The sequence below is a fragment of the Paenibacillus sp. TAB_01 genome, assembly GCF_043945595.1.
Classification (GTDB): domain Bacteria; phylum Bacillota; class Bacilli; order Paenibacillales; family NBRC-103111; genus Paenibacillus_S.
The window spans coordinates 591730-612854 of the sequence record NZ_JBIFNP010000001.1; the positions used below are offsets into that span (position 1 = coordinate 591730).

The window sequence follows — 21125 nt, forward strand, 5'->3', positions numbered from 1 at the left end:
GCAGGCCGGGAGCTGCAGTTTACCAAAATTCGCATTCCTCTCGAGCTGGAGGCTGGCTTTTACTACGTGGAGTGCGAGGTCACGGCAGCGTCGGGCGAACGCCGAACGCTTCAGCAGGGCTTCTGGGGCCTGGATGCCGAGCTGTTGAAAAAGGGTGAAATGCTTTCTTGCGACCGCGATTATTTCCGCAAAAACGGCAAGCCGTTTCCCGTTGTCGGCATGACCTACATGACGAGCGACGTGGCGCGCAAATTTCTGAACTTGCCGAATGCCGCGGTATGGGACCGGGATATGGCCCAGATGAAGCGGGCGGGCATTAATATGATCCGTACCGGCATCTGGACGGCATGGCGGCACCTCATGTTTGTGGACGGCCATGCGGTGGAAGAGACGATGCGGGCCATCGACGCTTTCCTGCTGACGGCGAAGCGGTATGATCTGGAGGTCACGTTCAATTTCTTCGCGTTTACTCCGGAGGCGTGGGAGGGCGTCAATCCTTATCTCGATCCGCGCAGCGTAGAAGCTCAGAAGCGGTTTATAGCCTCGATCGTCTCCCGTCATGCCAAAACGGCGCATGTGCACTGGGATCTCATCAACGAGCCTTCGATGTTCGATCCGAAACGGATTTTCTCGGTTCCGCGTTCGGCGCAGGACCGTTTTGAGAAGGAGGCCTTTGCGGAATGGCTGAAGGAGCGCCACGGTTGCATAAGCAAACTTCAGGAGCGCTGGAACATGACGCCGGAGGAGCTGCCTTCATTCGAAGCGGCAAAGCTGCCGGAGCCGCAGGATGTCAACTTCAACACGAGTATCAATGTGCCGAAAAAAGCGGACCGCTGCTGGATTACACGCTGTTTACGATGGATATGCACAACCGCTGGGCCGCTCAGCTTATTGAGACGATCCGCTCGATTCAGCCGAAGCAGCTGGTCACCGTAGGACAGGACGAGGGCCTGGGCGGGCAGCGCCCGTCGCCTTTTTTCTACGCGGAGGCGGTAGATTATACGACGGTGCATTCCTGGTGGAGGATGGACGATCTTGTCTGGGACGGCGTATTTACGAAGGATGCGTTCAAGCCGAATCTGATTCAGGAGACCGGCATTATGTATGTGGAAACGCCGGACGGCCGGGCCAAGCGGAGCGAAGCCGAGCTGCGCAATATTTTGGAGCGCAAATATGCTTACGCCTTCTCGACGGGAGGGGCCGGCGCCGGTCCAGTGGATCTGGAACATTAATTTCTACATGAACAACGTCAATGAATCGAATATCGGGGCGCTGCGGGCCGACGGGACGGAGAAGCCGGAAGCGGCCGTTTCGTATGATTTCGGCGCTTTTATGGCCGAAATCGGCTACTTGTTCGAGGGGCGAGAGCTGGAGGACGTCGCTGTCGTTTTCCCTTACTCCAACGACTTCTCCACGCGCAAGCTTGCCTATGAAGGGACGACCCGAGCCGTCCGCACGCTGTCTTACGAGCTGAACGTGCATGCAAGGGGGCTCGGCGAGTACCACCTCGATTCGCTTGCAGCTTATCCGCCCAAGCTGATCCTCGTGCCGAGCCCGCATAACTTCAGCAGCGCAGCGCTGGAGCGCCTGACGGCTCACGTGAAACAGCATGGCGGCACGCTGCTGTTCACGGGCCCGGTCGGCCTGGACGCTTACTGGCGTCCGGCGGAGCGGCTGACCGCCGAGCTGGGCGCAGGCGCGGTCGTGAATTTGCTGCGCGAGGAAGCGCTGGAGCTGGACGGCTGCATGCTGCCGGTATCGTTCGGCGGCGCCCGCATTGCCGACAGCGCGAAGCAGCGGGTGCAGGGCCGGGATGCGGCGCAGGAGCCTGGCCTGGTGGAGGCGGAGCTGGGAGCGGGACGCCTCCTCTGGTCCCCGCTGCCGCTGGAGCTGAACCAGCGCACGGAGACGCTGCGGGCCGTTTACGCTCACGCGCTGAAGCGTGCGGGCGTGCAGCCGGAGCTGGAATGGCTTGCGGGCGGCGAGCTGCCGGGCATCTATGGCCGCAAGCTGACGTTCGGTCAAGGCGAGCTGTTCCTGTTCGTCTCGGAATACGGCCTGCCGGCGGAAATTTCTGTCCGCAATCCGGCGACGGGGAAGGTCTACACCTTCACCGTCGAGAGCGAGCGGACGGTCATGTTCGCGGCCGATAAGGCCGGTAAGCTCCTTGCGGTCTATCGTCCGGGGGAGATTTCCGTTTCGGTCACGGAATAAATTCATCCATCGGCGGCCCGCTCCGCCGGTGTCCCGAAGCCATGCGGATAATATTGGGCTTTACAAGCAGCTTGTCAGCGAGGTAAAATATAGTACAACTAAATATTTCATTATGACGCTGAGTTTTCTTTTCTGAGAAAAACGGGGGAACCAAGTACCATGGGGTGAATCGACGCGCAGCCTGCTGCACGTTGTAGGGCGATTTCTCACTGCCCGAATCCGACAGCTAACCTCGTAAGCGAAGTGGGAAGGATAGATTTGCTTAGTAAACTAAGCACAAGGTCTAGCCTTGTGCTTTTTGTGTTCCCTCGAAGCAAAAAAATCTTTCCGTCTCGACTGTCGTTCAAATTGAGAGGAGGATTTCTAATGGTATGCAAAGAAAAACTGCTGCATTTGTTGGATGGGTTAACAGAAGGAGACCAGAAGACAGCTTACGAATTTATTCAATTTTTGGCACACCGCAATGGTCACAAGGCGGAGGACAAGGAAGTCGTTAATTTATATGGCAAAAATTATTTCGTCGTCCCGGATTGATCGGCCGCTCCGTGCGTCCGAGTTCGTGCTTCATACAGAAGGTCCAATTTCCCTCAAGGAGATTGGGCCTTTTTTAACCTACTTTATAAATTTTGGGGGTCCCCGCAAAGTACCTGAGTCCGCTTCGAAGCAAAGGCCTCACTTTGTGGGGTTGTTTTTGTGGGGTTATTTTCTACCTTCCCTTGTGAAATAGATCACAGCGATCTGTGTTCGCCTTCTCTTATAATGAACCCATAAAAGCTTGCCGAATCGATTGGAGGAGTTGCTATGAGTATCGGTTTGCACAACACGGATAAGGATCGTTCGCTGCCGTCCCGCTCTCACGGACCAAACGGCAGGAATGCCAAAGAAACAGGAGCAGAAGAAGGAGCCCGCGCTGAGGGGCACTTTCGCCAGCGTCATGCTGCTCGGCGCCTTTATTGTGGTTACCTGGGCTGCGGTGTTCGTGTTATTTCTGGTTCGACAATAAGAGATGGGGAAAGAAGGGGCAGTAGATGCATATTCATCGACTGGAGAAAATTTGGCTGGGCTTCGGATTGGCCATGCTGTTCGTATTTTTGGGGATTCTGGGGGTTTCGGCATTCGCCATGGGCGTGCAGCCGCCCAGCGAGCATCATCATATGATCGATCCGACGAAGGTTTCCGAAACCGCGCCTTTCGATCAGCCGGGAATCAAGCAGGTGGCGGATAAGGAATACGAAGCGGTTATGGTCGCTTTTGCTTTCGGCTATACGCCGGAGAAGCTGGAGGTGCCGGCAGGCTCCACCGTCCATTTTACCGTGACGAGCCAGGACGTTATTCACGGCTTTGAAATTCCGGGAACGAACGTCAATATGATGATCATTCCGGGCGAAGTGAGCCAGGTTTCGCATCAGTTTACGAAGCCGGGCGAATATTTGATTTTGTGCAACGAGTACTGCGGCGGTGCGCACGAATATATGATGACGAAAATTATCGTGAAATAATTTTCCGAAGAAAAGGAAGTAGTGACTATGGATACGACTCAACCGAAAGCCTTTGATCGTAAAGACGGGGCGCTCGTGATGGCCCATATCTTGTTTGCTTTTTTTGCCCTGCTGCTGGGCGGGATTGCGGGCTTGCTGCAAAGCGTAGTCCGCGGCGGGAATGTTACCCTGCCCGGAGGGATCGGCTATTACCAGCTGCTCACCGCGCACGGGGTGCTGATGGCGTTAGTATTCACCACGTATTTTATTATCGGATTTCTGTATTCAGGAGCTTCCTTGACGCTCGGCGGCCATCTGCTGCCGCGGGTAAAACGGCTGGGCTGGGCGGGGTATGGCCTTATGACGGTTGGCGGGCTGCTGGCGCTCGCGATGATTCTGCTGAACAAGGCGAGCGTGCTGTATACCTTTTATGCGCCGCTGAAGGCTTCGCCTTATTTTTACATCGGTATGGCCCTCGTCGTGATCGGAAGCTGGCTGAGCGGCTTCGGTCTCTTCTACCAGTACCGCTATTGGAAAAAAACGAATCAAGGTAAGCTGTCGCCTTTATTCGGCTTCATGGCCGTGTGCACGATGCTGTTATGGCAGATTGCGACGATCGGCGTGGCGATTGAGGTCGTCGTGCAGCTTATTCCGTGGTCGTTCGGCTGGACGGAGCGGATTAACATTATGCTGAGCCGTACGCTGTTCTGGTACTTCGGACATCCGCTCGTTTATTTCTGGCTGCTGCCTGCCTACATGTGCTGGTATGTCATTATTCCGAAATTGATCGGCGGCAAAATTTACAGCGACGCGCTGGCCCGCTTGTCCTTTATTCTGCTGCTGCTGTTCTCGGTGCCTGTCGGCTTCCACCATCAGCTGATGGAGCCGGGAATCAGCCCATTATGGAAATATATTCAGGTCGCTTTAACCTTCATGGTTGTTGTGCCTTCGCTGATGACGGCGTTCTCGCTGTTTGCGACGTTTGAAACGAACGGCCGCGCCAAAGGCGCAACGGGCCTGTTCGGCTGGCTGAAGGTGCTGCCTTGGAAGGATGTGCGTTTCTTTGCGCCTTTCGTCGGGATGCTGGCTTTTATTCCGGCGGGAGCGGGAGGAATTATCAATGCGAGTAACCAGATGAACGAGGTCGTTCATAACACGCTGTGGGTAACGGGCCACTTTCATTTGACGGTCGCCACGAGCGTGGCGCTGACTTTCTTCGGCATTACCTATTGGCTGATTCCGGTCATTACCGGACGGGTGCTGACCCCGCGGGTCAATAAGCTTGGTCTGCTGCAGACGATTATCTGGTGCATAGGCATGTTCTTTATGTCCGGTTCGATGCATGTGGTCGGACTGCTCGGATCGCCGAGACGGACGGCTTATACCACGTATGGAGACCATCCGGACGCTATTCTGTGGATGCCGTACCATGTCGCTATGGCGATAGGCGGAACGATCCTGTTCATCGGCCTGCTGCTGATGATCTATAACGTTATCGCGCTTATGCGCTGCCCGAAAGGCGTGACGGAATATCCGATCGGCGAAGCCATGGAAGCGGAGGAATCGACGCCGCGCTATCTTGAACGGTGGGGTGTGTGGATCGGATTGACCGTCGTGCTCATCCTGTTCGCTTATACGATTCCGGTGATGGATATGTTCGGACCGATGCAGACCGGCTCGCCGGGCTATAAAACATGGTAAGCTTACAGTCATTTATATAAACAGAGATCATAACGGGATGGCCGTTAACCCGCCAAGGGTTGGCGGCTTTGCCGTACATGAGAGGGGGGGCCGCTGTCGTGCGGCAAACCTGAAGGAGACGATGAAAGATGGGCATGCTGCAGGAAGGAATCATAATAGTACAACTGGAGCACATCCGGGTGCGCACGCACAGCGATTTTGCCGCGATGGCCCTCCCTCTGGGACAAGGAAGCGGTCTGCTTCATTGGAGCTGTGCCGCAGGCAACACGAACCGGCGTTACGAGCAGATGAAGGTGAAGCGGGGAAGGGGGCTAGCCGGGCTTGCCCTTCAGATCGGACGGCTGCTGACGTGGGACGCTGCATCAGGGGATGCCGCGAAGCTGCACGGCATGTATAGGGATTGCCCGGTGCTGATGGCCGAGGGGCTTCAGGCGGCGGCGGCTGTGCCGCTGCATTCCTCTTTGCTCCCCGATGCAGGCTTGCTGCTGGTCGGCAGAAGACAGCCGAACGCTTATTCGGCAGCCGAGCTGCTCGACGTTCAGACTTGCGCAGAGGCTTTAGGCGATTTATTATAAGAGCAAGTTCAGAGGAACGGTAACGACCGGAAGGGGAGTGAAGCGCTGGTGATCAAACTGGCGGTTGTGGACGATCATGCCGTGGTTCGGTTCGGGGCTCATGATGCTGTTGAATACAAAAGACGATATGAACGTTATCGGGGAGGCCTCCGAGGGGGATGAAGCGATCGAAATGGCGCTCGAGAAACGCCCGGACGTCATCCTGATGGATTTGAACATGCCTCACGGGAAAGACGGGCTGACCGCTACAAAGGAGATTAAGGAGAAGCTCCCCGAAGCGGCCATTCTTATTCTGACGATGCACGACGACGAAGAATATTTGTTTCAGGCGATTCATGCGGGGGCCTCGGGCTACATATTGAAAAGCGCGCCGCATGAAGAGCTGATGACGGCGATCCGGACCGTTGCGTCCGGCGACGCCTATCTGTATCCGTCAGCCACGAAGCGGCTGATGGGCGAATATTCGGACCAGCTGCGCAGCGGCAGCGTGAAGGAGCGGCCCGACCTGCTCTCGGACCGGGAGAAGGAAATCGTTTCGCTGGTCGCGATGGGCTACAGCAATAAGGAGATTGCCGAGCAGTTAATTATCAGTGTAAAGACGGTGGAGACCCATAAGTCGCATGTGATGGAGAAGCTGGGGTTCAAATCGCGTCCGGAGCTGGTCAAATATGCGATGAAGAAGGGGCTGCTGCAATTTGAATAATCCGGAGCGGGAATGCTTTGAGGCGATCGGCGAACAGGCCGACGCTTTAATATCCAAGCTGGAGTCGCACATTTCGGATGAAAAGGTGCGGGCGGATTTAAGGCATTCGCTGCAGCAGCTGGCGGATCTTAAATTCGCGCTGGACGAATCCTCGATTGTAGCCGTTACGGACCGGCACGGGGCTATCCGGTATGTGAACGATAAATTTTGCGAAATATCCAAGTATGAGCGGGAAGAGCTGCTTGGCAGGGATCATAAGATCATTAACTCGGGCTATCATGACAAAGCCTTTATGAGAGGGCTGTGGCAGACGATCACTGCGGGGAACATATGGCGGGGGGATATCCGCAACCGCGCGAAGGACGGCAGCAGCTATTGGGTCAATACCACGATTGTGCCGTTCGTCGATGAGCACGGAAAGCCGTACCAGTATTTGGCGATCCGCAATGAGGTGACCGAGCTGAAGCGGGTCGAAGAAGAGCTTCAGCTGATGATGAAGCAGGTCATGAACATCCAGGAGGAGGAGCGCAAAAGATTCTCGCGCGAGCTGCACGACGGCATCGGACAGAGCCTGTTCTCTCTGCTTATACAGATCGACCGGCTCATTCTGGATAACGTTCATCCTGATTTGCAGGCGGTCCGCGATCACATCTCCCATATTATGGAGGACGTTCGGGGACTGGCCTGGGAGCTCAGGCCCTCGGTGCTTGACGATCTGGGCGTCGTGCCTGCAATTCGGACCTATATCGAGAATTACTCCGCCCATTATGGTATCCGCGTCCGGCTCGATACGAATTTGCGCAGGCGGTTAGGCGCGCAGGAGGAGACGACGGTGTACCGGACGATCCAGGAAGCGCTGACGAATATCAGCAAATACGCCGACGTCGACGAAGCCACCGTCAGCGTTCAGGATCTGCCCGACCGCGTCGAGGTGCGCATTGCGACCAGGGCCGCGGCTTCATGCGCGATCCCGGCACGGCAGGAGTCGGGCTGTTCAGCATGGAGGAGCGGGCCCGCACGGTCGGCGGCCAGCTGACGATCCGCTCCGGCATAGGGAGCGGCACGGAGATCGTGCTGACGCTGCCGCATGCGAAGCCAGCGGCAGAGCAGCCGCGGGACGGCGCGTAGGCAGAGCAATGCGTTTGGAGCTGCGCTCCCGGCCGGGCCGGAGAGGCCGCGGCTTCGCTCAAGCACGCACCGCGCTTCGCCCGCGCCTGAGCTGCTACGCTGCCGGCCGAAGCGGCGGCAGTGCGGAGCCGAAAAAGAGGCTGACCGCGGCAAATGCCGGTCAACCTCTTTCACAGCAAGCGCAGCTTACCGCGCCGCGGCTTTTATATTTCCACTGCCGCTGCTATACCCGGCAAATTTCCTTCGGGCAGTTTTCACAGTGACAGATGTCGCGCAAATAGTCGATATCCTTGATCACGATCGTTCCTTGCTCCACGGCGATCGCTTCTTCCTTCTTCATATCCGCGAGCATCCGGTTCACGCTTTCCCGCGTGGCGCCGATCAGCTCGGCCATGTCGCTGTGCGTCATCTTCTTCCCAATCCGGATGTCGCTGCCCTGAGCGATGCCGTAAGAATTGCTGAGACGGATCAGCAGCGAACACAGCGCGCCCGGCTTGCCGTACATAATCAGGTCGCGGAGCTTGGTTTGGGTGATCCGGTGCATCATCCCCATCCATTTCATCAGCTCGAAAGCCAGCTCTCCATGCTGCTTCAACAGCGATTCCAGATCTTTTCGGTGGATGACCCCGATGACCGCATCCTCGGTAACCTCCGCATCATACGGTTGCGGGCCGTCTTGAAACGGATCGAGGGAGCCCAGCAAATCCCCGGCATGGTGCAGGTAGAGCGTAATTTTGCTTCCGCCGTCCGTGCTTTTAGTAATTTTGACGCTGCCTTTCTCAACATAGTACAGCGCTTCGGTTCTTTCGCCTTCCCAAAACAAATACGCGCCTGCCGAAAAGCTTTTGAATCTCATGATGCTTTGTAGAAGCTGAAGATTCGAAGGCGAGAATAAGGCTGCCATCCCCCCGCCAGTTGTTGTTCTATTTAAACAGCAGTCCGCTTTATATTCCCCTATTGCCATTTCGAATCTCCCTTTCTTTCCTAAACCGTTATTTGTAACTTTATCTTAACTTACCGGGGAGCTGCTGCATATCGGGGAACCCCCTGATCTTTGGAGGGAGAATTCACTGATTCACCCTATCCGTAAAATAGGCGAGAGGTTGTGATTTTAGTCACAGCTGCTTTGCGGAGGGTATGGTAAATTATAGCCATGGAGAGGAAAACAAACGCTCCGCACCAAGCAAGCAGGAAAGGGGAATGGATACCATGTATACACCCAAAATAAAACAACGATCTCGCAGCTGCTGCTTTTTTTACTAAATATATGTGAAAAAAATCACAAAAAAATGAGGAGTGAATTATCATGATGAAATGGTTGAGAGAGAATGTATATGCTGCCGGTTTGATGCTCGTATTGCGGATTTACCTTGGCTGGGAATGGATTACCGGAGGCTGGCACAAGCTGACGGAAGGCTTCGACGCTACAGGCTTTATTAAGGGCGCAGTCACGAAACCGATTGTCGATAAGGCGACCAACGAGCTGGTGTACCCGACGTTTACCGCGTTCCTGGAGCATTTTGCACTGCCGCATACGAACTGGTTTAATATTCTGGTTCCGTTAGGCGAATTTTGCGTAGGCTTAGGGCTGATCCTTGGAGCATTGACGACGGCCGCCGCATTCTTCGGAATGATGATGAACTTCATGTTCCTGATGGCGGGTACGGTAAGCACTAACCCTTGGCTGATCCTGCTCGGCACGATCGTGTTCATGGCAGGGACGAATGCCGGTAAATTCGGTGTCGACTACTACCTGATGCCGATCCTTCGCAAAGCGTTGAATAAAATGAGACATCGCGGAGACCACACCAACACTACAGCAGGAGGAACGCATACGCCGCTGCACGCCTGACATTAGCCGGGAACGTTGAGCAGGGAGGCGGAAGGCGCCGGAGGTTTTGAGGAAAGCGGCACAGCCGGTTTGGCAGCGAAGCTCCTTGAGGCTTCCGGAAGCAGGGTACGGCAGCATTAAACGGGTAAGGCTGGTCATAAGCCCCAGGGCTTGAGATCAGCCTTCCTTGTGTTTTGCGGTACGTAGAAAAGCGTCCGTCCGGTTTCCATCAGACAGCAGGCAGCCCCGGCTGCAGCAAGCAGGCGCAGGCTGAGCGGCAAAAAAAGAAACGGGCCGGTGTGACAAATCGCACATACAAACAGGGGGTACCGTAGTAATCTGTAAGGTGTAGGTATGAAACGTTCGCTGGAGGTGGGGAACCATGAATATGCCTTTCAAAAAACCGCAGGCCGATCCGGGTACCGCTCATATAACAGAGTTATCGGTACGGATGGAACGATTAAAGCAGGAGCACGAGGAGTTAAAGCAGGTGCTGGCGGAAATGGAACTGCAATCCGTTCAGGCCGAACAGGAAATCGACAAGCATCGGGCGCTGGGGCAGCTGCTTCATTTGAGACTGTGGACGCTGGCATTCAAGGAGGAGCTCGACCGCCATTCCGAATGGGAAGAGAAGGAGCTGTTTCCTTTTCTGAACACCTATTTTCACAGGTCAAGCCTGCCGGCCGTTACGCCGTCGTTCTGGAGTCTGGAAAAAGAGCATGAGCTCGCTATGAGCTATATGCAGTCATTTCTAAGATCGGTGCATGCGCTGAGATCCGATGCGGACGCGATGCGGATGAAGCAGGCGGCTGCCTATTTGTCTCATGCGTGTAGGATGCTGAAAGCTCATTTGGAAAAAGAAGAGCAGGTCGTCATTCCTATGACGGAAAAAGTACTCACGGATATGGATTCTTTATTCTCATAGCACATGAATAGCAAGAGGGGACTGCCTGCCGGCAATCCCCTCTTTTTTGTTAAAACGCCCAGTTGCCCTTATGGAAAATAGGCTCCTCGGTTCCGTCGGCGGTGACGCCCTTAATGTCCATTTCAGCGGAGCCGATCATGAAGTCTACGTGCGCGATACTTGTATTAAGGCCGCGGGCCTTTAATTCATCCTGCGACAATCCTTTGCCGCCCTCCAGGCAGAAAGCGTAGGCGCTGCCGATGGCCAGATGGTTCGAAGCATTCTCATCGAATAAGGTATTGTAGTACAGAATGTTCGAATCGGAGATCGGCGAACGGTGCGGCACAAGCGCGACCTCGCCTAAATAATGGGAGCCTTCATCCATTTCGACCAGGCCCTTCAAGGTTTCCTCGCCCTTCTCGGCCGTGATGCCGACGATGCGTCCGTTCTCAAACGTAAGCGTGAAGCCGTCGATAATATTGCCTCCGTAGCTGAGAGGCTTGGTGCTCGACACTTTGCCGTTTACGCCTCCGGCCAGCGGAGCTGTAAACACTTCCTCGGTCGGCATATTGGCGACAAAGGCGCTGCCCTGCTCGTTGATGCTGTCGGCTGCAACCCAGATGTGGCCTTCGGGCAGCTCGATCGTCAGATCGGTGCCTGGCGCGAGGTAGTGCAGCTTTTTGTACTTTTTAGCGTTAAGATAATCCGATTTGGCGTTCAGGGTAGAGATATGGTCCTTCCATGCGCTGGTCGGATCGGGCTGATCGACGCGCACGGTTTTGAAAATAGCGTCCCACAGCTTGGCAACCTGCTCTTCCTCCGGCAGGCCGGGGAATACCTTAGCCGCCCAAGCCTTGGACGGCGTCGCAATGACGCACCAGCTGAACTTGTCGGACTGCATGTACTGGCGGTACTTGGCCATAGCTTTGCCATAGGTTTTCTGATGATTGACGATCCGCTCTTGGGCAACGCCCTTGAGCAGGTCCAGGTCGGAGGAGACGACGCTGATGATGGCGAAGCCCTTCTCAGCCAGCTCGGTCATTTCCCCGGCATACCATTTGGGCTCCTCCAGAAACGATTCCTCCGGAGCGAGGTCATAGCGAAGGCGGGCTACCGTATCGTCGGTCCAGTTGACCTTGACCAGATAGGCGCCGGACTCGTAAGCCTTCTTCACGAGCAGCCGGACGAGCTCGGCTGAATCGATGGCGGCGTTAATGACCAGCGTCTGTCCTTTCTGAATGTTGACACCTACTTTGACGACGATGTCGGCGTACTTGGACAACAGCTCTTCGAAATTGGGCATCTGGGTTCTCCTTGGAAAAGTTTTTCTTTTTATTGTAACAAATTTACTCCGCTTTTAGTAATGCTATGCAGCAGATGAAGGGACAGGATGAAAAATATTTTGCTCCGGAAACAAGCCTCTAATGCTGGAATAAGGAGAATGTCAATCGCAAGCATGGGCTGCGGCGCTGCGCGGCGGCCGGCCGAACCCGCTCGAACGGTACGGGCTTGAAGGTCTGGCAGATTCCGGATGCCCGAATAAGGTATAATCAGGGGAGCGGCCTGTTACCGCTCACTCGATCCGTACAGGCGGGAACGTATTTTTTTCTATTCAGGAGGTTAAAGCGATGACGGTTTATATCGCCCTGCTGCGGGGGATTAATGTAGGCGGCAAAAACAAGATCAAAATGGCCGAGCTGAAAAGCGTACTGGAGGCAATGGGCCTCGAACGCGTGCAAACGTATATTCAAAGCGGCAACGTCCTGTTGGCATCGGACGAGGAGGAAGAGCCGCTGCGCATGCGGCTGGAGCAGGGCATTGAGGGGGCTTTGGGCTTCCCGGTGCCGGTGATGTTAAGAACGGCGGAGGAGCTGGAGCGGACTGCCGCGAGCTGTCCGTTTACGGAGGAGGAAGTGAAAGCGGCGGAGGCCTCGTCCGAAGCGGAAAGCCTATACGTGGCGTTTCTGCCGGCCCCGCCTTCTGAAGCGGGCATTGCCCGGCTGGAGCCGTACAAGCAGGAAAACGAGGCGTACCGGATCGAAGGCCGCGAGGTTTTCCTGTTATTTCATAACAGCGTGCGCAATTCCAAGCTGGCTGTCCATCTGTCTAAGCTCGGGGTTCCTTCAACGGTACGCAATTGGAAGACGGTGAACAAGCTGGCCGCTCTCGCCCGGGAGATGAGCTGAGCGGGTGAAGGGGCGGGAGCGCATGCGCTTTTCACGGATCACCTATGCGGCAGCCGTTATGGTCTGCATCGCCCTTGGCCTGGGTTCCAGGAAGTATGCCGGTCTGCTTCCTTCCTGGGTGGCCGAGCATGCCGGGGACGTGCTGTGGGCCAGCATGGTTTACTTTGGTTTTCGGCTTTGCTTTATAGCCAAAGGACCGAAATGGGCCGCTGCTGCCGGCATTCTGTTCAGCTTCGGCATCGAATGCAGCCAGTTATATCAGGCGGCATGGATCGTTGCGATACGAAATACCGTCCTTGGCTCTCTGGTGCTGGGAAGAGGCTTTCTTGCCGTGGATTTGGTTCGCTATGCATTGGGGATTCTACTCGCATACGGAGTGGACAAGGTTTGGCTGGCTTACAGAAAGTAGAATAAGCAGTGCTGTCGAAGCCGTATTCAGAAGCGCATCCGAAGGAGCGGGATGGGCTTCTTTGGCGCTGCATCCTAGCTGTGCGGCTGCGCTTTGAGCAGCGGCTGATTGTTTCCAGCCGGGCTCCATTACCATGGTTGAGCAAAACTGAGGTATAATAGAGGCTGTTGCCATGATACGGATGCTTCATTTGGAAACAAGCGGCAAGACCAAACAGACAGGAAGGGACAAACTATGAATGACAAAATTGTCATGCCGGTCTGGATGTTCGGCGTGTTCATCGTCATTATGAATACGACGATGTTTAACGTGTCCATCCCCGGCATTATTAATGATTTTCACATTACGGCCGATCTGGGCGCATGGATTATTTCCAGCTACTCGATCGGCTATGCACTGTCGACCGTTATTTACAGCAGGCTGTCCGACAGCGTGCCGATGCGCAGACTGCTGACGGTAGGGCTGTTGATTCTGGGACTATCTTCGGTGCTGGGCATCTTTGCCCGAGATTTTAATACGCTGTTAGCCGTGCGGATTCTGCAATCGGCGGGAGCAGGGGCGATGGCCGGGCTGGGCTTGGTCATGGCGAGCCGGTACATCCCGTATGAACGCCGGGGGAGAGCTATTGCGATGATTTCGGCGGGCAGCGCGATGGCCTTCGGTTTCGGACCTATCGTCGGGGGCGTCATCAGCGAGTATTTCGGGTTCAACGGTTTATTTGCCGTCACCTGCTGCATTCTCGTTGTGCTTCCCGTGCTCCTTCGCCTGCTGCCTAAAGAAGAAGCGAAGCCGTTCAAGTTTGATGTCGTGGGGGCCGTGCTCATTATTCTAAACGCAGGCACCCTTCTGATTGCGGTGATGCAGCGCTCTCTCGTCTGGTTCGCCGGAAGCCTGCTTTCGTTTGCGGTGCACGCCTGGCATTTGAAAAGAGCGAAGGAGACTTTCATCAACCCGGAGCTGCTGAGTAAAAAAGATTACCGGAAGCTGACGGCGATCGGATTCTGCGTCTTGGTGTTGAACCTGGGCAACCTGTTCCTTATGCCGCTCGCGCTGGCCAATCTGGCAGGCGAATCGGCGATAGCCATCGGGCTGACGATCGCGCCGGGTGCGATTTTATCGGCCTTTCTGACCCGGTTCGTGGGGCAGTGGATTGACCGCTACGGCAACGTGCGGTTTCTGCTGATCGGACACGCCGTATTGGCGGCCGTGCTGGCTTTGTTTTCTTTTGCCGTAGAGGCATCGCCTATCGTCATCCTGTGCGGGTATTTGTGCTTCTCTCCTTCGTTCTCGGCTACGTTGGCGTCGCTGAACAACGAGACGTCGCGCATCCTGCCGAAGCAGATGATCGGCTCCGGCATGGGCTTGATGCAGCTGGTTCAATTTTTTGGCGGCTCCTTCTCCGTGGCGGTTTGCGGACTGATTCTGGCTATGCAGAAGAGTATTCCGTTAGGCTTGGCCTATGAGAATGTGTACCGTGTGCTGCTTGCGGTATGCTTGGTTTCTCTCGGCATCCTGCTCTGGTATAAGCAGGCCGCAGCGAAGCAAACAGCAGATGCGCTCCCGACGGCCGGCTGATGGCTTGGGCATTGTTTAATCAATGGAAGGAAATAGAGGGTGTCCCATAAGTCATTAAATGACTGAGGGACGCCCTCTCATTTTGTACAACAAAAAGAAACCTACCTTTGGTAAAATGGAAGTACCACCCACCATTCACATAAAGGAGAGGTTTCTTTTGTACATTCAATATACCATGGATCAACTTTGCCTGCCAATGGATTTAGAAGAGGACATTCCAGCAAACCACCTCGTTCGCGTTGTAAACACTGCCGTCAATCGTCTCGACGACGCTATCTTCGACGCCGCTTACCCCGGAGGCGGACGAGATAGCTATCACCCCAAGATGTTAACCAAAGTCATCATTTATGCCTACACACAACGCATCTACTCCTCTCGCCAGATTGCCAAGGCTGTCCGTGAAAACATCATGTTTATGTGGATCGCAGGCAGGCAGCGCCCAGACTTTCGTACCATCAACCGCTTTCGTTCGGAACGAATGAAAACTGTACTGGAGACTGTGTTTACGGCCGTTCTTCAATTCCTCGCAGAGGAGAACTATGTGCAGTTGGAGCATTACTTTGTGGACGGCACGAAGATCGAAGCCAATGCCAACCGCTATACGTTTGTTTGGGGAAAGGCTGTCGTGAAGCACAAGGCCAAGCTCCAGGAGAAAGTCCAGACCTTGTTCGCCGCCATTGAAGAAGCTGAGAGGCAAGAAGAAGGAGCACATGAGGGCAGGGATCTTCACGAGCTGGGAGAGTCATCTGCCATCACAAGTGAAAAGCTGGAACATGCCGTCAAGCAGTTGGAAGAGCGCCTGCAGGAGAAGCCTAAAGATAAACCGCTAAAGAAGGCGGTGCGTGCGCTCCGCAAGGACTTGCTTCCGCGGCTCCAAAAGTATGAGACACATGAGATCATCTTAGGAAATCGAAACAGCTACAGCAAAACGGACCATGACGCCACATTTATGCGAATGAAAGAAGACCACATGCGAAATGGCCAGCTCAAGCCGGGTTACAACGTACAGATTGGCACTGAAAATCAATTCATTCTCGGCTACAGCGTTCACCAGCGGCCGACCGATACGCGCTGCCTCATCCCTCATCTGGAGAAAATAAAATCACAGTTCGGCAAGCTGCCACACACCGTCATCGCTGATGCGGGCTATGGCGGTGAGGAGAATTATGACTATTTGGAGCAGAACAAAGTCGAAGCCATTGTAAAGTACAGCACGTACCATCGCGAAAAAAGCAAGGCATGGCAAAAGGACATCAGTAAGATCGACAACTGGACCTACAACAGCGAGCAAGACACGTGGACATGCGCAGCCGGACAACCGCTCCATTTTCGTCGGGTAAGTAAGGAAAAAACAGAAAGTGGGTATGAAATCGAACACAGGCATTACCGAAGCACCAGCTGTGAGGAATGCCCGCTGAAACCACAGTGTACGAAGGCCCAAGGTAACCGTGAGATCAAAGTCAGCATGAAGTATTTGCGGCTAAAGGGCCAAGCAAGGCAAAAGCTCCGCAGTGAAGAGGGTTATGCCCTGGCAGTGAGGCGCATGATCGAGCCGGAGCCTGTGTTTGGTGATATGAAAAACAACAGAGGATTTAGAAGATTTCTGCTTCGTGGCTTACCAAAAGTAAGTCTGGAGGTCGGGTGGCTTTCCCTTGCCCACAATCTACTTAAGAAAGCTGCAATAGATACCAAAAACCAAGGAGCTAAGCGAGAACAGATCGCATAGCTCCTTGGTTTTTTCGAATGTCATCTTATTTTGTTCCAGAGGGTGTCTCCAAATTTACTTTTGGGACAGCCCCTTTTCTTTTTCACTAAAACAGCTTTACAATTTTAACTGATTAAAATATAATATACGTAAACACGTAATTACGTAATTGAATAATATTCATCCAAGCGTGTTATCTCATTCTATGAGGAGATGTGAGCCATGGTGGAACGGGATTATGGAGCTGAATTGGATACACTGCAAACGCAGGTGAAGGAGCTCGACAAGCTTGTTCGTCAGATGATGGGCCTGGAAGTTGGCCTTTCCGAGGCAAGACGAACGAATCGGCAGGAGAAAGAACTGCTCTCGCAGGAAGAGACTTTCGAAGCATGCGCGATTTATTTCTCTGGCTACTACCGCAGCGGCGATGAGATTGTGCGCTGCGAGCCGCAGGAAAGACATGCGAATGAGCTCCTTAGTCTGCAAAGGGACAAAGCAGCCAAAGTACTTTCTGCGTTAGGGCATAAGCAGCGTCTGGAGCTGCTTCTCGAGGTATGGCGCGAGCCGCTGACGGGTGCCGAACTAGTGGAACGGTTGAACATGGGAACGACCGGCCAGCTGTACCATCATTTGAAGGCTTTAACCGGAGCGGATCTGTTGAAGCAGGAAGAGCGGGGGGGACGTTATACGATTCCGGATCACCGCCGGTTTCCCATGCTGTTTCTGTTATCGGCGCTTTTGGATCTCATTGATACCAGCGATTATATCGATATGTCGGAAGCACGCAACGAACCCCATAGTTATCTTGGTACACCAGCGAAGGAGGGATATGATCTTCATCAGCTTTTGTGGGCTGTCGTCAGCAATTGTATTGCTGAGCATCAGGCAGGCTACTGCACGGAGGTCGGGATTTATTTGCATGACGACGGCAGCGTAACGGTGGCGGATAACGGACGGGGCATTCCGACCCGGCAGCTGCCGCAAACCGGTGCTCCCGCAGTGCAGTCCGTCATGACCAAATTGGATTTGTTCAACGACTCAAAGCATTCTTTTATTGCTCCCGGTGCTGAAAAAGGGATTAGTATCGCAGTGGTCAACGCTTTATCTCGAACCTTAAACGTAGAAATTCGCAGAGACGGGGGCATTTACCGGCAGGAATACCGGCACGGCATTCCCCAATCCGGACTGACGACCGTAGGTGAAACGAATGAGACCGGGACGTCCGTTACTTTCAAAGCCGAGCCGGAGCTGTTCCCTGGCAGATTCAATCGGGAGGAAATTAACGCACGGACCCTGGAGCTGGTCGAGGCTTATCCCGGGCTTCGAATTAAAGTGCAATAGGAATCTCCCTCCAAAATGAGAAAAGCAGACAAAAGCTCGTACCGAGCCGTTGTCTGCTTTCATTTTTAAAATAAGTCTTTATTTTTCTTCACAAAAATCCATACCGCCACAAACATGCTTATCATTAACAGATGCACGCCGATGAGCATTGTCCATATACCGAAGGAAGTTCCCATGCTTAATCACCTGTTTCTTTATTATGTCCCCGGGATGTCATTAAGTCTACCGGATGGAGGAGAGGCTGTAACCAGCCAATTCCGCGGTTGTTATCCCATCCAATAACGGGGGAACTCGCTTGCTTTTTTACAGGCTTCGGTTAAATTTCTCAACCACATGGTCGATAATCGGTCCGATTTTCGAATCGTCGACGAGCGCCATCTTGTCCGGCTTGAATAATTGAATTTTTTTTAAATGATAGTAATCGTACAGAGCCTGCTGAATGGAAACCTGATTATAAATCAAATATTTCACGTTCGTGATCTCCCGCAGGAGCAGGTCGTCCTGAAGCAGAATGAACTTTTCGTTGATCTGATTGAAAATCCCTTTGCCTTTTCCATCCTGATAAAACTGCAGCGCCTGCTGCTCCCGTTTGTTTAAGGTGCTTTTCAGCGTGTCGTACAGCTCCGGATATACAATTTGCAGCTCTTTTAGAAACACATCGGTGAGCTTCCCTACGAGCGATATCGACTGCTCAAACAACTGCTGAAACCAAACTCCGAACGATGCTTCATCGTCTTCCAGCGTCCGGTCACTCCAGCTTTTCTATAAAATCTACAAACATGCGTACAACGCCCTCTACCACATCCTCCTTGGAAGAAAAATGCTTGTACATCGTGGCGCGGCTTACGTCCATATATTTGGCGATGTCGTCCATCTTCATTTGCTGAAAGCCCTCCTTCATGACGAAGGGGAGCAGTTTCTTTAGCAGCTTGTTCCTTGCCTTATCCTGTGGATTCTCTATTTGCATATGCGTCAGTCATCTCTGCAGACTCTCCCTTTTATTATACATAACCGCGAGGAGAATAAATACGTTTAATACAAAATAGACAAAATACATATAAAATGTTTACTTTGTTTATATCCCGTGCTATTATCTATTCAGCCGCAGGAGAAAAAGGAGGAGACGCTATGGAGGTAAAGCCGGCTGAGGTAACAAATGCAGCAGCAAAAGGAGGCTTAACATGAATGTGAGATCCAGCATCGCTTTATTATGCTTGGCTGTAACCGCGACGTTCGGCACCATGATCGCAGCTCCTGCAGTCAAGCTGTTAGCTGTCGCTTTTCCCGATACGGATGCACTGCTCGTCCAGTGGGTGGTCACCTTATCTTCTCTCTTTATTCTGCCCAGTTTATTTATGGCGGGGTATTTATCGAGAAGGTTCCCCCGCAAAAATATACTGATTGCCGGGCTGCTGCTTTATCTGCTCGGCGGCGTAGGCCCCGCTCTTTCCGACTCGCTTTCCGTTATCTTTGTATTTCGGGCGGTTCTCGGTCTCGGTGTCGGACTTATTTCGCCAACGTTCAACTCCTTGATCGCCGAAAATTTTCAAGGTAAAGAGAGAGCGCGGATGAACGGCTTCGTTACTGCGATTAACGGTATCGGAGGGGCTGTCTTCTTATCCATCGGAGGGATGATTGCCGCCTTCGGCTGGCGGGCCGTATTTATTACCTACCTATATGCCGTCATTCTGCTCATTCTCGTTGTGTTATTTCTTCCTGCCTTTCCTCCCGTCCGGCATGAGCAGGATGCCAAAGCTTCCCGGAAGCTGCCGCCTTTCTTCTATGCGGTGGTGATCGCCGGGGGAACACATACGATGCTGTATTTTCTCATCCCAACGAATCTGTCGCTGTATTTGGCGGATAACGGGATAGGCACCGTTTCTACCGTCGGTTACTTGTCCGCGCTTTCGCTCATCGGTACTTTTGCTGCAGGCACGGCCCTGACGGTTATGGCGCGGCTGCTCGGAAGGCTGATGGTTCCCTTGGCCCTGCTGTTGATGTCTCTCGGTTTTTCGAGCCATAGCTATGGCTCACGAGGTGTGGACGGCAGCCGCAGCAGTATGCCTGATCGGCTTTGCAGAAGGGGTGCTTTTTCCGGCTACGTTCAATAAAGCGGCTGAGGTGGTTCCAAGAGCCAGCCTGACGGCAGCCATTTCCCTGCTGCTTTCCTGTATCTATACCTTCCAATTCCTCAGTCCTTTATTTATGAAGGGAATCCAGCTGCTGTTTCATTTCCATTCTACGAGAGAAGTTTTTATGCTGGTTGCTTGTGGACTTGGCCTAGCCGCCATCGCATATTTGCCGTTGATGAGAACGAGAAAAACGCAGGAGCCGCAGGGCCCGCAAGCAGCAAGTCACTCAAGAGGATAATAAGGAGGATGTTTTAGACATGATAAATATCGACCGGATTTATATCAATGGACAATTCGTCAAGCCTGAGGGTACGGATGTACAAGAGCTGATCAATCCTTCAACCCGGGAGGCGATCGGCCGTGTGACGCTGGGCAATGAAGAAGACGCGAGGAAAGCGGTCGGCGCAGCCAAAGCTGCATTCGCTGCCTTCTCCCGAGCTACGGTGGACGAGCGAAGCCGCATGCTGAGCCGTCTGTACGAAGCGGTGACTGCGCGATCGGACGCTTTGATCGAGGCGAACATAGAGGAATACGGCGCTCCCAAGCGGGCGGCCATAGGACGAGTGAAGCTGGCGGCACAGAACTTTCTGGATATGAAAGAGGCTTTGGAATCATTCGAATTTATTCAATATATCGGCAAGGCGAAGGTGGTTTCGGAGCCGGTTGGCATCGTCGGTATTATTACGCCATGGAATGCAAGCTATTCGCAGATTACGGCCAAACTGGCTTCCGCCATCGCGGCCGGATGCCCGATTGTAATCAAACCGAGTGAGCTTAGCGCCATTCAGACACAGCTGCTGACGGAATGCTTCCATGAGGCGGACCTGCCCCCAGGCGTCATTAATGTGGTCAACGGGCTCGGTCAGACGGTGGGTGCGGAAATGACCCGGCATCCCGACATAGCGCTAATTTCCTTCACGGGCTCCACGCGAGTCGGTAAGGAAATACGCAGAGGCGCTGTGGATACGATGAAGCGGGTGACGCTGGAATTGGGCGGCAAATCGCCTAATATTATTTTGGATGATGCGGATATGGCGTCAGCGATTCCTAGAGCCGTCCAGCAATGCTTTATGAACAACGGTCAATCCTGCGTTGCCGGAACCCGGCTGATCGTTCCGGAGCATCGTCTGGAAGAAGTGAAGAAGCTGGCCAAGGAAGCCGCGCAATCCATGAAAGTCGGGAACCCGCAGGAAGAGGACACGGTGCTCGGTCCGAATCATCAACGAGAAGCAGTATAACCATG

General features: G+C 53.7%; 22 protein-coding genes, 2 pseudogenes and 1 riboswitch. Of the genes and pseudogenes, 20 read left to right on the forward strand and 4 right to left on the reverse strand.

Features of this window, described 5'->3' with window-relative positions; all coding sequences use genetic code 11:
- The first annotated feature begins 66 nt into the window (after window positions 1-66).
- The 10 genes and pseudogenes from ACHHV8_RS02930 (at window position 67) to ACHHV8_RS02975 (ending at window position 7799) form a co-directional block, all read left to right on the forward strand.
- Window positions 67-936 carry a glycoside hydrolase 5 family protein gene (locus ACHHV8_RS02930; RefSeq protein WP_395156594.1) on the forward strand — a complete coding sequence of 290 codons (870 nt, stop codon included), beginning with the start codon at window positions 67-69 and terminating at the stop codon, window positions 934-936.
- Window positions 864-1232 carry a hypothetical protein gene (locus tag ACHHV8_RS02935; protein ID WP_395156596.1) on the forward strand — a complete coding sequence of 123 codons (369 nt, stop codon included), beginning with the start codon at window positions 864-866 and terminating at the stop codon, window positions 1230-1232. The genes ACHHV8_RS02930 and ACHHV8_RS02935 overlap by 73 nt, the downstream gene beginning before the upstream one ends.
- Window positions 1174-2214 (forward strand): type 1 glutamine amidotransferase family protein, encoded by a 1041-nt coding sequence (locus tag ACHHV8_RS02940; protein ID WP_395156598.1) that lies wholly within the window; start codon window positions 1174-1176, stop codon window positions 2212-2214. Before ACHHV8_RS02935 ends, ACHHV8_RS02940 begins: the two co-directional genes overlap by 59 nt.
- Window positions 2215-2320: 106 nt before the next feature.
- A riboswitch (cyclic di-AMP (ydaO/yuaA leader) is annotated at window positions 2321-2470 on the forward strand.
- 110 nt (window positions 2471-2580) lie between these two features.
- Window positions 2581-2748 carry a hypothetical protein gene (locus ACHHV8_RS02945; RefSeq protein WP_395156600.1) on the forward strand — a complete coding sequence of 56 codons (168 nt, stop codon included), beginning with the start codon at window positions 2581-2583 and terminating at the stop codon, window positions 2746-2748.
- 340 nt (window positions 2749-3088) lie between these two features.
- A complete protein-coding gene (locus ACHHV8_RS02950) occupies window positions 3089-3217 on the forward strand; it encodes a cytochrome c oxidase subunit 2A (protein ID WP_395156602.1) in 129 nt (42 codons plus the stop codon).
- Window positions 3218-3242: 25 nt separating this feature from the next.
- Window positions 3243-3713, forward strand: coding sequence for a cytochrome c oxidase subunit II (locus ACHHV8_RS02955; RefSeq protein WP_395156604.1), 471 nt, complete (start codon window positions 3243-3245; stop codon window positions 3711-3713).
- 27 nt (window positions 3714-3740) lie between these two features.
- Window positions 3741-5393, forward strand: a complete 1653-nt coding sequence (locus tag ACHHV8_RS02960) for a b(o/a)3-type cytochrome-c oxidase subunit 1 (protein WP_395156606.1) — start codon at window positions 3741-3743, stop codon at window positions 5391-5393.
- 128 nt (window positions 5394-5521) lie between these two features.
- Window positions 5522-5968, forward strand: a complete 447-nt coding sequence (locus ACHHV8_RS02965) for a hypothetical protein (protein ID WP_395156608.1) — start codon at window positions 5522-5524, stop codon at window positions 5966-5968.
- Between the two features lie 48 nt (window positions 5969-6016).
- Window positions 6017-6671 (forward strand): annotated as a pseudogene (locus ACHHV8_RS02970) (response regulator transcription factor).
- Window positions 6664-7799 (forward strand): annotated as a pseudogene (locus ACHHV8_RS02975) (PAS domain-containing sensor histidine kinase). Before ACHHV8_RS02970 ends, ACHHV8_RS02975 begins: the two co-directional pseudogenes overlap by 8 nt.
- Window positions 7800-8022: 223 nt before the next feature.
- Here the strand turns inward: ACHHV8_RS02975 and ACHHV8_RS02980 are convergent.
- A complete protein-coding gene (locus ACHHV8_RS02980; RefSeq protein ID WP_395156610.1) occupies window positions 8023-8763 on the reverse strand; it encodes a Crp/Fnr family transcriptional regulator in 741 nt (246 codons plus the stop codon).
- Between the two features lie 342 nt (window positions 8764-9105).
- On the opposite strand from ACHHV8_RS02980, the gene ACHHV8_RS02985 reads away from it, so the two are divergent.
- Together ACHHV8_RS02985 and ACHHV8_RS02990 are read left to right on the forward strand one after the other, a co-directional pair.
- Window positions 9106-9651, forward strand: coding sequence for a DoxX family protein (locus ACHHV8_RS02985; RefSeq protein ID WP_395156612.1), 546 nt, complete (start codon window positions 9106-9108; stop codon window positions 9649-9651).
- Between the two features lie 361 nt (window positions 9652-10012).
- Window positions 10013-10555, forward strand: coding sequence for a hemerythrin domain-containing protein (locus ACHHV8_RS02990; protein WP_395156614.1), 543 nt, complete (start codon window positions 10013-10015; stop codon window positions 10553-10555).
- Window positions 10556-10604: 49 nt separating this feature from the next.
- Here ACHHV8_RS02990 and ACHHV8_RS02995 read toward each other — a convergent pair whose 3' ends face one another.
- Complete coding sequence (locus tag ACHHV8_RS02995; RefSeq protein ID WP_395156616.1) at window positions 10605-11837, reverse strand: aminopeptidase; 1233 nt, start codon at window positions 11835-11837, stop codon at window positions 10605-10607.
- A gap of 325 nt (window positions 11838-12162) precedes the next feature.
- Between ACHHV8_RS02995 and ACHHV8_RS03000 the strand changes: the two genes are divergently transcribed.
- The 5 genes from ACHHV8_RS03000 to ACHHV8_RS03020 all read left to right on the forward strand — a co-directional run bounded on the left by ACHHV8_RS03000 (window position 12163) and on the right by ACHHV8_RS03020 (window position 17750).
- Window positions 12163-12720: a DUF1697 domain-containing protein gene (locus ACHHV8_RS03000; protein WP_395156618.1), complete on the forward strand. Its 558-nt coding sequence runs from the start codon at window positions 12163-12165 to the stop codon at window positions 12718-12720.
- Window positions 12721-12742: 22 nt separating this feature from the next.
- Window positions 12743-13129, forward strand: a complete 387-nt coding sequence (locus ACHHV8_RS03005; RefSeq protein WP_395156620.1) for a ribosomal maturation YjgA family protein — start codon at window positions 12743-12745, stop codon at window positions 13127-13129.
- A 234-nt stretch (window positions 13130-13363) separates the two neighbouring features.
- On the forward strand, window positions 13364-14704 hold the full coding sequence (locus ACHHV8_RS03010; protein WP_395156622.1) for an MFS transporter: 1341 nt from the start codon (window positions 13364-13366) through the stop codon (window positions 14702-14704).
- A gap of 157 nt (window positions 14705-14861) precedes the next feature.
- The gene (locus ACHHV8_RS03015; protein ID WP_395163408.1) at window positions 14862-16430 is read left to right on the forward strand and encodes an IS1182 family transposase; all 1569 of its coding nucleotides are present in this window, start codon (window positions 14862-14864) and stop codon (window positions 16428-16430) included.
- A 204-nt stretch (window positions 16431-16634) separates the two neighbouring features.
- Window positions 16635-17750, forward strand: a complete 1116-nt coding sequence (locus ACHHV8_RS03020; protein WP_405045396.1) for an ATP-binding protein — start codon at window positions 16635-16637, stop codon at window positions 17748-17750.
- Window positions 17751-18053: 303 nt separating this feature from the next.
- On the opposite strand, the gene ACHHV8_RS03025 is transcribed toward ACHHV8_RS03020, so the two are convergent.
- Complete coding sequence (locus tag ACHHV8_RS03025; protein ID WP_395156626.1) at window positions 18054-18407, reverse strand: hypothetical protein; 354 nt, start codon at window positions 18405-18407, stop codon at window positions 18054-18056.
- 91 nt (window positions 18408-18498) lie between these two features.
- On the reverse strand, window positions 18499-18630 hold the full coding sequence (locus ACHHV8_RS03030) for a TetR/AcrR family transcriptional regulator (protein WP_395156628.1): 132 nt from the start codon (window positions 18628-18630) through the stop codon (window positions 18499-18501).
- Window positions 18631-18931: 301 nt separating this feature from the next.
- Here ACHHV8_RS03030 and ACHHV8_RS03035 point away from each other — a divergent pair, with 301 nt between their 5' ends.
- The 3 genes from ACHHV8_RS03035 to ACHHV8_RS03045 are packed head-to-tail and all read left to right on the forward strand — an operon-like array spanning window position 18932 to window position 21120.
- Window positions 18932-19861: an MFS transporter gene (locus ACHHV8_RS03035; RefSeq protein WP_395156631.1), complete on the forward strand. Its 930-nt coding sequence runs from the start codon at window positions 18932-18934 to the stop codon at window positions 19859-19861.
- Complete coding sequence (locus ACHHV8_RS03040) at window positions 19776-20120, forward strand: MFS transporter (RefSeq protein ID WP_395156633.1); 345 nt, start codon at window positions 19776-19778, stop codon at window positions 20118-20120. Before ACHHV8_RS03035 ends, ACHHV8_RS03040 begins: the two co-directional genes overlap by 86 nt.
- Before the next feature lie 19 nt (window positions 20121-20139).
- Window positions 20140-21120 carry an aldehyde dehydrogenase family protein gene (locus ACHHV8_RS03045; RefSeq protein ID WP_395156635.1) on the forward strand — a complete coding sequence of 327 codons (981 nt, stop codon included), beginning with the start codon at window positions 20140-20142 and terminating at the stop codon, window positions 21118-21120.
- Window positions 21121-21125 lie beyond the last annotated feature (5 nt).

Coding starts and splice junctions, on each gene's coding strand:
- ACHHV8_RS02940 (WP_395156598.1), top strand. CDS start 1,174: ATGCTTACGCCTTCTCGACGGGAGGGGCCGGCGCCGGTCCAGTGGATC.
- ACHHV8_RS02985 (WP_395156612.1), top strand. CDS start 9,106: ATGATGAAATGGTTGAGAGAGAATGTATATGCTGCCGGTTTGATGCTC.
- ACHHV8_RS03000 (WP_395156618.1), top strand. CDS start 12,163: ATGACGGTTTATATCGCCCTGCTGCGGGGGATTAATGTAGGCGGCAAA.
- ACHHV8_RS03030 (WP_395156628.1), bottom strand. CDS start 18,630: ATGAAGATGGACGACATCGCCAAATATATGGACGTAAGCCGCGCCACG.
- ACHHV8_RS02955 (WP_395156604.1), top strand. CDS start 3,243: ATGCATATTCATCGACTGGAGAAAATTTGGCTGGGCTTCGGATTGGCC.
- ACHHV8_RS02995 (WP_395156616.1), bottom strand. CDS start 11,837: ATGCCCAATTTCGAAGAGCTGTTGTCCAAGTACGCCGACATCGTCGTC.
- ACHHV8_RS02935 (WP_395156596.1), top strand. CDS start 864: ATGCACAACCGCTGGGCCGCTCAGCTTATTGAGACGATCCGCTCGATT.
- ACHHV8_RS03040 (WP_395156633.1), top strand. CDS start 19,776: ATGGCTCACGAGGTGTGGACGGCAGCCGCAGCAGTATGCCTGATCGGC.
- ACHHV8_RS02980 (WP_395156610.1), bottom strand. CDS start 8,763: ATGGCAATAGGGGAATATAAAGCGGACTGCTGTTTAAATAGAACAACA.
- ACHHV8_RS03035 (WP_395156631.1), top strand. CDS start 18,932: ATGAATGTGAGATCCAGCATCGCTTTATTATGCTTGGCTGTAACCGCG.
- ACHHV8_RS03010 (WP_395156622.1), top strand. CDS start 13,364: ATGAATGACAAAATTGTCATGCCGGTCTGGATGTTCGGCGTGTTCATC.
- ACHHV8_RS02950 (WP_395156602.1), top strand. CDS start 3,089: ATGCCAAAGAAACAGGAGCAGAAGAAGGAGCCCGCGCTGAGGGGCACT.
- ACHHV8_RS02990 (WP_395156614.1), top strand. CDS start 10,013: ATGAATATGCCTTTCAAAAAACCGCAGGCCGATCCGGGTACCGCTCAT.
- ACHHV8_RS02965 (WP_395156608.1), top strand. CDS start 5,522: ATGGGCATGCTGCAGGAAGGAATCATAATAGTACAACTGGAGCACATC.
- ACHHV8_RS02960 (WP_395156606.1), top strand. CDS start 3,741: ATGGATACGACTCAACCGAAAGCCTTTGATCGTAAAGACGGGGCGCTC.
- ACHHV8_RS02945 (WP_395156600.1), top strand. CDS start 2,581: ATGGTATGCAAAGAAAAACTGCTGCATTTGTTGGATGGGTTAACAGAA.
- ACHHV8_RS03045 (WP_395156635.1), top strand. CDS start 20,140: ATGATAAATATCGACCGGATTTATATCAATGGACAATTCGTCAAGCCT.
- ACHHV8_RS03005 (WP_395156620.1), top strand. CDS start 12,743: ATGCGCTTTTCACGGATCACCTATGCGGCAGCCGTTATGGTCTGCATC.